The 6,341-nt window shown below is 66.1% G+C and carries 7 protein-coding genes; 3 read left to right on the forward strand and 4 right to left on the reverse strand.

What is annotated here, in order from left to right; genetic code table 11:
• Nucleotides 1-127: 127 nt before the first annotated feature.
• A complete protein-coding gene (locus RKP46_RS07025) occupies nucleotides 128-1,126 on the reverse strand; it encodes a reverse transcriptase/maturase family protein (RefSeq protein WP_311105984.1) in 999 nt (332 codons plus the stop codon).
• Between the two features lie 130 nt (nucleotides 1,127-1,256).
• Between RKP46_RS07025 and RKP46_RS07030 the strand changes: the two genes are divergently transcribed.
• Nucleotides 1,257-1,601 (forward strand): four helix bundle protein, encoded by a 345-nt coding sequence (locus RKP46_RS07030; RefSeq protein WP_311105985.1) that lies wholly within the window; start codon nucleotides 1,257-1,259, stop codon nucleotides 1,599-1,601.
• Between the two features lie 47 nt (nucleotides 1,602-1,648).
• On the opposite strand, the gene RKP46_RS07035 is transcribed toward RKP46_RS07030, so the two are convergent.
• Together RKP46_RS07035 and RKP46_RS07040 are read right to left on the reverse strand one after the other, a co-directional pair.
• Nucleotides 1,649-1,921 carry an SUMF1/EgtB/PvdO family nonheme iron enzyme gene (locus tag RKP46_RS07035; protein WP_311105986.1) on the reverse strand — a complete coding sequence of 91 codons (273 nt, stop codon included), beginning with the start codon at nucleotides 1,919-1,921 and terminating at the stop codon, nucleotides 1,649-1,651.
• Nucleotides 1,922-2,020: 99 nt separating this feature from the next.
• Entirely contained in the window at nucleotides 2,021-3,340 is a 1,320-nt protein-coding gene (locus RKP46_RS07040; protein ID WP_311105987.1) for an SUMF1/EgtB/PvdO family nonheme iron enzyme, read from the reverse strand.
• A gap of 545 nt (nucleotides 3,341-3,885) precedes the next feature.
• On the opposite strand from RKP46_RS07040, the gene RKP46_RS07045 reads away from it, so the two are divergent.
• Nucleotides 3,886-4,155 carry a type II toxin-antitoxin system ParD family antitoxin gene (locus RKP46_RS07045; protein WP_311105988.1) on the forward strand — a complete coding sequence of 90 codons (270 nt, stop codon included), beginning with the start codon at nucleotides 3,886-3,888 and terminating at the stop codon, nucleotides 4,153-4,155.
• The gene (locus RKP46_RS07050; RefSeq protein ID WP_311105989.1) at nucleotides 4,152-4,481 is read left to right on the forward strand and encodes a type II toxin-antitoxin system RelE/ParE family toxin; all 330 of its coding nucleotides are present in this window, start codon (nucleotides 4,152-4,154) and stop codon (nucleotides 4,479-4,481) included. The genes RKP46_RS07045 and RKP46_RS07050 overlap by 4 nt, the downstream gene beginning before the upstream one ends.
• A 111-nt stretch (nucleotides 4,482-4,592) precedes the next feature.
• On the opposite strand, the gene RKP46_RS07055 is transcribed toward RKP46_RS07050, so the two are convergent.
• On the reverse strand, nucleotides 4,593-5,912 hold the full coding sequence (locus RKP46_RS07055; protein WP_311105990.1) for an SUMF1/EgtB/PvdO family nonheme iron enzyme: 1,320 nt from the start codon (nucleotides 5,910-5,912) through the stop codon (nucleotides 4,593-4,595).
• Nucleotides 5,913-6,341 lie beyond the last annotated feature (429 nt).

Below are 6,341 nucleotides of genomic sequence, written 5' to 3' on the forward strand. Positions count from 1 at the left end.
CGCGCGCATCCATGAGGTCTTTCCACTGTCTGCCCACGCTGCGGCGGCGAGATGCTTTCCGGTGCGGGACTCTGCGCTGCGGCTCGCGGCGGGATTGCGCCTTGGGCCTCCAGCCTTGCCGCATGCTTCATTCGCCGCGTGGCGAGAGGGCGGCGGCGACCGTCGGCCGGCGTCCAGGAACGTCGCCCGGCTTCAGCAGCAGCGGCGCCAGCACGTGCCGGCGCAGGCCCCACGAATCGGCGTGACGAACGTGGTTGATCCAGCCGCGCACGCCGGCATCGAATTCGGCAAAGGAGAGCGCTCCGGATTGGTAGGCCGCGTATCGTTCGCCGAGGCGATGCGTCGCGTAGCGCACCTTGCGCGCTTTGACCAGGCGGTGATCGGGAAAGACGACGAAACCAAGCCACGGAATGCCATGCTCCGTCGGAGTGACCTGCGCGCTACGCTCATGCAGCGTCTGACGCAGGGTGGCGAGCCGCTCCCGAATCGCCTCCTTGCACGCCCACAGCGTCGCTTTGCTGTCGGAAAAGAGCGCAAAATCGTCGACGTAGCGCAGATAAGCGCGGCAGCCGAGTTCTCGTTTGACGAAGAGATCAAAGGGATGCAAGTAGCAGTTCGACCAGAATTGCGAGGTCAGATTGCCGATCGGCAGACCCCGCGGCCGACACGCGGCGAGCAGGTCGTCGCCGGGAAACCACACCATGTCGTACTGCTCGCGCAAGACATCGCTGCCGCCGGCGACGATCGACTCGATCAGGTGCATGATGTCGGGCTCGGCGATCTGCGTGCGCAGACTGTCGAGCAGGATGGCGTGATCGATCGAGGCGAAATGCTGCCGCAAGTCGCCGCGCAGCACGTAGGGGTAGCGACGGGCGAAGGACTGCAGGCGGTCGATGGCGCGGTGACTTCCCTTGCCGATGCGATTGGCGTAGCTGTCGGGAATGAAGACGCGCTCGAAGCGGGGTTCGATGACCGCGCACAGGGCATGGTGCACAACGCGGTCGCGAAAGCGCGCGGCGCTGATCTTGCGCCGCTTCGGTTCGTGAATGAAGAAGTGCGTGTAGGGGCCGGGCGCATAGACGCCGTTGAGCAGTTCCTCGCGCAGTTGCACGAGGCGGTCGGCCATTTGAAAGTCGAAGGCGGCGACCGTTGCCTGGCGTCGCTTGCCCAGCGCCGCGCGGGAGAACGCCTGCAGCAGGTGCGGCCATGAACAGAGCGCCGCGAAAGCGGCGGTAGGTGACGACAAGGAGCTGGAGATGGCCGAAGAACTGGTATTGCTCACGCGGTTGTACGACCTCTTGAGTTGGTTGTTGCCCAAGGCGGAACGTTTCCCGCGCCCCTATCGGCAAACGGTAACGCTGCGTCTGATGAACGCCGCCCTCGATTGCCAGGAGGCCGTCTTTCTGGCGCAAAGCACGCGCGGTGCGCGGCGGCAAAGCGCATTGCACGACGCCGACGCAGCACTCAACGCGCTGCGTCTCTACCTGCGTCTGGCGCACTGCTGGAGCTGGTTGAACGACGCCCAGTACGGACACGTCAGCGCGATGGTCGCCGAAGTCGGGCGCCTGCTCGGCGGCTGGATGAAACAGAGCAGCTCCTGAAACGAGGTGGGCGCCACGGGAACGAATCCAGGTGGCGCCCGCTTTTGCTATGCGCCCGACGCAAGGACGCGTGCGGACGGGACTGGCCTGCGCCATCGATCGTTCCCCGGCCTCGTCCGGCAAACCGTGGTCGGCCGGAATTTCCGGTTGGCGCCCGACGCAAGCCGGACACCTCCGGGGACAATCACGATGTGGGCACCGCAACACACGCGGAAACCGATGTTGTCGTTTCGGTTGCCGGGGGCGTTGTGGTTGCGCCTCGCCGCGCGACAGTTCCTCGGGTTGTTGTTCCACGACCCGCCGCGCAGCACGCGGGACACGTTTCAGGCAGCCCCGCAAGCCGAAGCCTGCGCCCGCAGTATGCGCCCACCGATGCGGCAAAGCAAAAAAATTTTTCGCCGCTGCGCGGCGAACAGTGTTCAGCGTGCCGGCGTAACAGTGTTCAGTGATGCAGCGCCCAGCGGTTCGATGGGGGCACCGCAACACACGCGGAAACCGATGAAGTCGTTTCGGATGCCGGGGGCGTCGTGGGAGCGCCACGCCGCGCGACAGCCTCCGGCTTGTTGTAACCACGACCCGCCGCGCAGCACGCGGGACACGTTGTCGGAAGCGGCGGCGTTGTCCCAGACCGAGCCGTCGCTCGGCGCACCCCGATAGTTGTCGTGCCATGCATCGGCGCACCATTCCCAAACGTTGCCGTGCATGTCGTATAGGCCGAAGGCATTGGCCGGAAATGAGCCGACCGGCAGCGTCTGCTGGCGATACTCGCCCTTGGCCGATCCGTTGTAGGTGTAGTTGCCGTCGAAATTGGCCAGCGCGGTCGTCAACTGACGGCCGAAATGGAAAGGCGTCGTCGTTCCGGCGCGGCAGGCGTATTCCCATTCGGCCTCGCTCGGCAGGCGGTAGGCGCGCCCGGTCTCTTGCTGCAGCCAGCGGCAGTACGCCCGCGCGTCGTCCCAGGAAACGTCGATCACCGGCCGTTGTGCCCGCCCCCAACCACGGTCGGCGGCTTGCCGGCCGCCTGTCGCCGCGGCGTAGCGGTCGTAGTCGTCGAAGGTGACGGCGTACACGCCGAGGGCGAAGGGTTGGGCGATGCGCACTTCGTGCTGTGGACCTTCGTCGTTGGCCCGTTCGGGCTCGTCGGCCGGTGAGCCCATCAGGAAGCGGCCGGCGGGGATGACGACCAGCAGCGGACCTTCGCCGCCGCTGCGCAGGCGATCGCGGAAGGTTTCGCCGGGGCCTATGGGCTTGGCAGCGGGTGGGCGCGCGGCGGCGGCGGGTGGAGCGGCGTTTGTGCTCGGTGTCCGCGGGCGGCTGGGTGCCGCAGCGACGGGCTCCGGCGGTACCGTTGGCGCGAGATGCTTGCGCAGCGAACTGACGAGCTGGCGTGCGCCTTCGCTGTCCTCGTCGCCATTCCAGCCGATCAAATCGGGGGTCTGGAACTGGCGGAAGCCGTAAGGAATGCGCAGGTCTTCGAGGCGGACCGGAAAGATGATTCCCCGGTCGGCCGCTTCGTGCGCCTCGTCCATGACGAAGCGGCTGGCGACGGATCGCGCCGACCAGAGCGTGACGACAGCACGCGCGGCGGTGAGTTGCGTCTGGATCTCGTCCGCCCAGCGGTGTTCGGCGTCGATGTGCAGGTCCATCCACACCGACCAGCCCTCGCGCTGCAGGCGTTCCCTGAGGCGGGTGGCGATCGTTTTGTCGCTGTGCGAGTAGCAGATGAAGATGTCGCTCACCGGTTGCTTTCGTGTCGGCTGGGGAAGGCGGCGTCTCCGCTGCGCGTCCGAGCGGCTTCCCATCCCCGGCGAATTATCGCCGAAGTGCCGCGGTTGCGGAAGTCAGGGCGGGCCATAGGGGATAGGGTGACGAGGGTGGGTCGGCCGATACCGAAAGAGTGGGGTGGGATGCAGCGGGCGCGGCGTGGGATGGCGGAAGCGGCTGCGGGGCGGGGAGCGTGCGGCGAGGTGGGCGGTGGTGCGAACTGGAGAGGTGATCGAAGGGGTTTCCCCTCGGTGCTGCCTTGTCCTGGCGAACCGCTGGGCGCTGCATCACTGAACACCGCGCAGCGGCATTGAACGGGTCCTGCGCAAAGGGTCTGGCGGGGACAGCTTTCAACAGGGGACTTTGCCCGCAAGTCGCCGTCTCGCAATGCAATGTTTGCGCAATGCCGTTCTCAGGCGCGCGTCAAGCCGGCGGGTTTTCGTTACGACAAACAGCTTGCTGTACGCTCGGCGATCATTGGAGTAGGATTTAATCCTGTCCATTTGATGGAGGGTCCGCCGTGCGAACGACTCAGCAATTAAGCATTACCTTGCCCAACGAAATGGCTGACGCGGTGAAAGCCAAGGTCCGTGCCGGCGAATACGCGACGGAAAGCGAAGTGATTCGCGACGGGCTGCGCGCCCTGCTGGCACGCGATCAGGCGGTCGAGAACTGGCTGTGCCGCGAGGTCGGGGCGGCTTACGATGCCTTGAAGGCCGATCCGTCGCGGGCCGTTACCTCGGAAGAGGTGCGCGCTCGCCTTGCCGCGGAACACGCCAAGGGGCGATGAACTACCGGGTTGTTTTTTCTCCCGAGGCGGCGGAACAACTCGCGGCCCTCTACCGCTACATCTCCGCCGCCGCCTCGCCGGTCATGGCGGCACGCTACACCGAGGCGGTCGTCAGCTACTGCGAGAGTTTGTGCATTTTCCCGATGCGCGGAACCATGCGCGATGACGTGCGGCCCGGTCTGCGCATCACCCACTACAGGAAGCGCAGCGTGATCGCATTCGCGGTGGACGCCGATCAGGTTTCGATCATCGGCGTGTTCTACGGCGGCCAGAACTACGAATCGATTCTTCGGGGCGAGACCATGGATGGCGAAGAGGATCGTTGAGCGTATCTGCGGGTTTGTCCGGATTCCGTTGCCGGATGCGGCGCGCCGGTCGACTGTGCGGAGTTCAACGGCGGCAAAAAAAATTTTTCGCCGCTGCGCGGCGAACAGTGTTCAGCGTGCCAGCGTAACAGTGTTCAGTGATGCAGCGCCCAGCGGTTCGATGGGGGAACCGCAACACACGCGGAAACCGATGTTGTCGAAGCGGTTGCCGGGGGCGTTGAGGCTGCGCCTCGCCGCGCGACAGTCCCCCGGGTTGTAGTTCCACGACCCGCCGCGCAGCACGCGGGACACGTTGTCGGAAGCGGCGGCGTTGTCCCAGACCGAGCCGTCGCTCGGCGCACCCCGATAGTTGTCGTGCCATGCATCGGCGCACCATTCCCAAACGTTGCCGTGCATGTCGTATAGGCCGAAGGCATTGGCCGGAAATGAGCCGACCGGCAGCGTCTGCTGGCGATACTCGCCCTTGGCCGATCCGTTGTAGGTGTAGTTGCCGTCGAAATTGGCCAGCGCGGTCGTCAATTGACGGCCGAAATGGAAAGGTGTCGTCGTTCCGGCGCGGCAGGCGTATTCCCATTCGGCCTCGCTCGGCAGGCGATAGGCGCGCCCGGTCTCTTGCTGCAGCCAGCGGCAGTAGGCCTGCGCGTCATTCCAGGAAACGGCGATCACCGGCCGTTGTGCCCGCCCCCAGCCGTGGTCGGCGGCTTGCCGGCCGCCTACTGCCGCGACGTAGCGGTCGTAGTCGTCGAAGGTGACGGCGTACACGCCGAGGGCGAACGGCTGCGCGATGCGCACTTCGTGCTGCGGACCTTCGTCGTTGGCCCGTTCGGGCTCGTCGTCCGGCGAGCCCATCAGGAAGCGGCCGACGGGGATGACGACCATCAGCGGACCTTCGCCGCCGTTGCGCAGGCGATCGCGGAAGGTTTCGCCGGGGGCCAGGGGCTTGGCAGCGGGTGGGCGCGCGGCAGCGGCGGGTGGAGCGGCGTTTGTCGTCGGTGTGCGCGGGCGGCTGGGTGCCGCGGCGACGGGCTCCGGCGGTATCGCTGCCGCCAGATGCTTGCGCAGCGAACTGACGAGCTGGCGTGCGCCTTCGCTGTCCTCGTCGCCATTCCAGCCGATCAAATCGGGGGTCTGGAACTGGCGGAAGCCGTAAGGAATGCGCAGGTCTTCGAGGCGGACCGGAAAGATGATTCCCCGGTCGGCCGCTTCGTGCGCCTCGTCCATGACGAAGCGGCTGGCGACGGATCGCGCCGACCAGAGCGTGACGACAGCACGCGCGGCGGTGAGTTGCGTCTGGATCTCGTCCGCCCAGCGGTGTTCGGCGTCGATGTGCAGGTCCATCCACACCGACCAGCCCTCGCGCTGCAGGCGTTCCCTGAGGCGGGTGGCGATCGTTTTGTCGCTGTGCGAGTAGCAGATGAAGATGTCGCTCACCGGTTGCTTTCGTGTCGGCTGGGAAAGGCGGCGTCTCCGCTGCGCGTTCGAGCGGCTTCCCATCCCCGGCGAATTATCGCCGAAGCGGGTCGCTTGCGGAAGTCAGGGCGGGGAGAGGGTGACGAGGGTGGGTCGGCCGATGCCGAAGGGGTGGGGTGGGACGCAGAGGGTGCAGCGTGGCACGCGGCGGAGCGGACCTGAGAGCTGAGCGAAGGGGTTGCCCATCGGGGCCGGCTTGCGCTGCCTTATCCTGGCCTGTCCTGGATCGCACTGGACTGCACCGGTTTGTCCGCAGCACTTTCACTGCGTCGTCATCGAGGGTGTCTTCGCAGCGGACGCTTCGGGAGCGGTGGCCTTTCATGAAAGCCGTACGTCCGAACAGAACTTGCTCGACGAAGTACAGGCCAAGGTCCGGCGTCGTCTGCTGCG

It is taken from the genome of Accumulibacter sp. (assembly GCF_031732815.1).
Classification (GTDB): domain Bacteria; phylum Pseudomonadota; class Gammaproteobacteria; order Burkholderiales; family Rhodocyclaceae; genus Accumulibacter.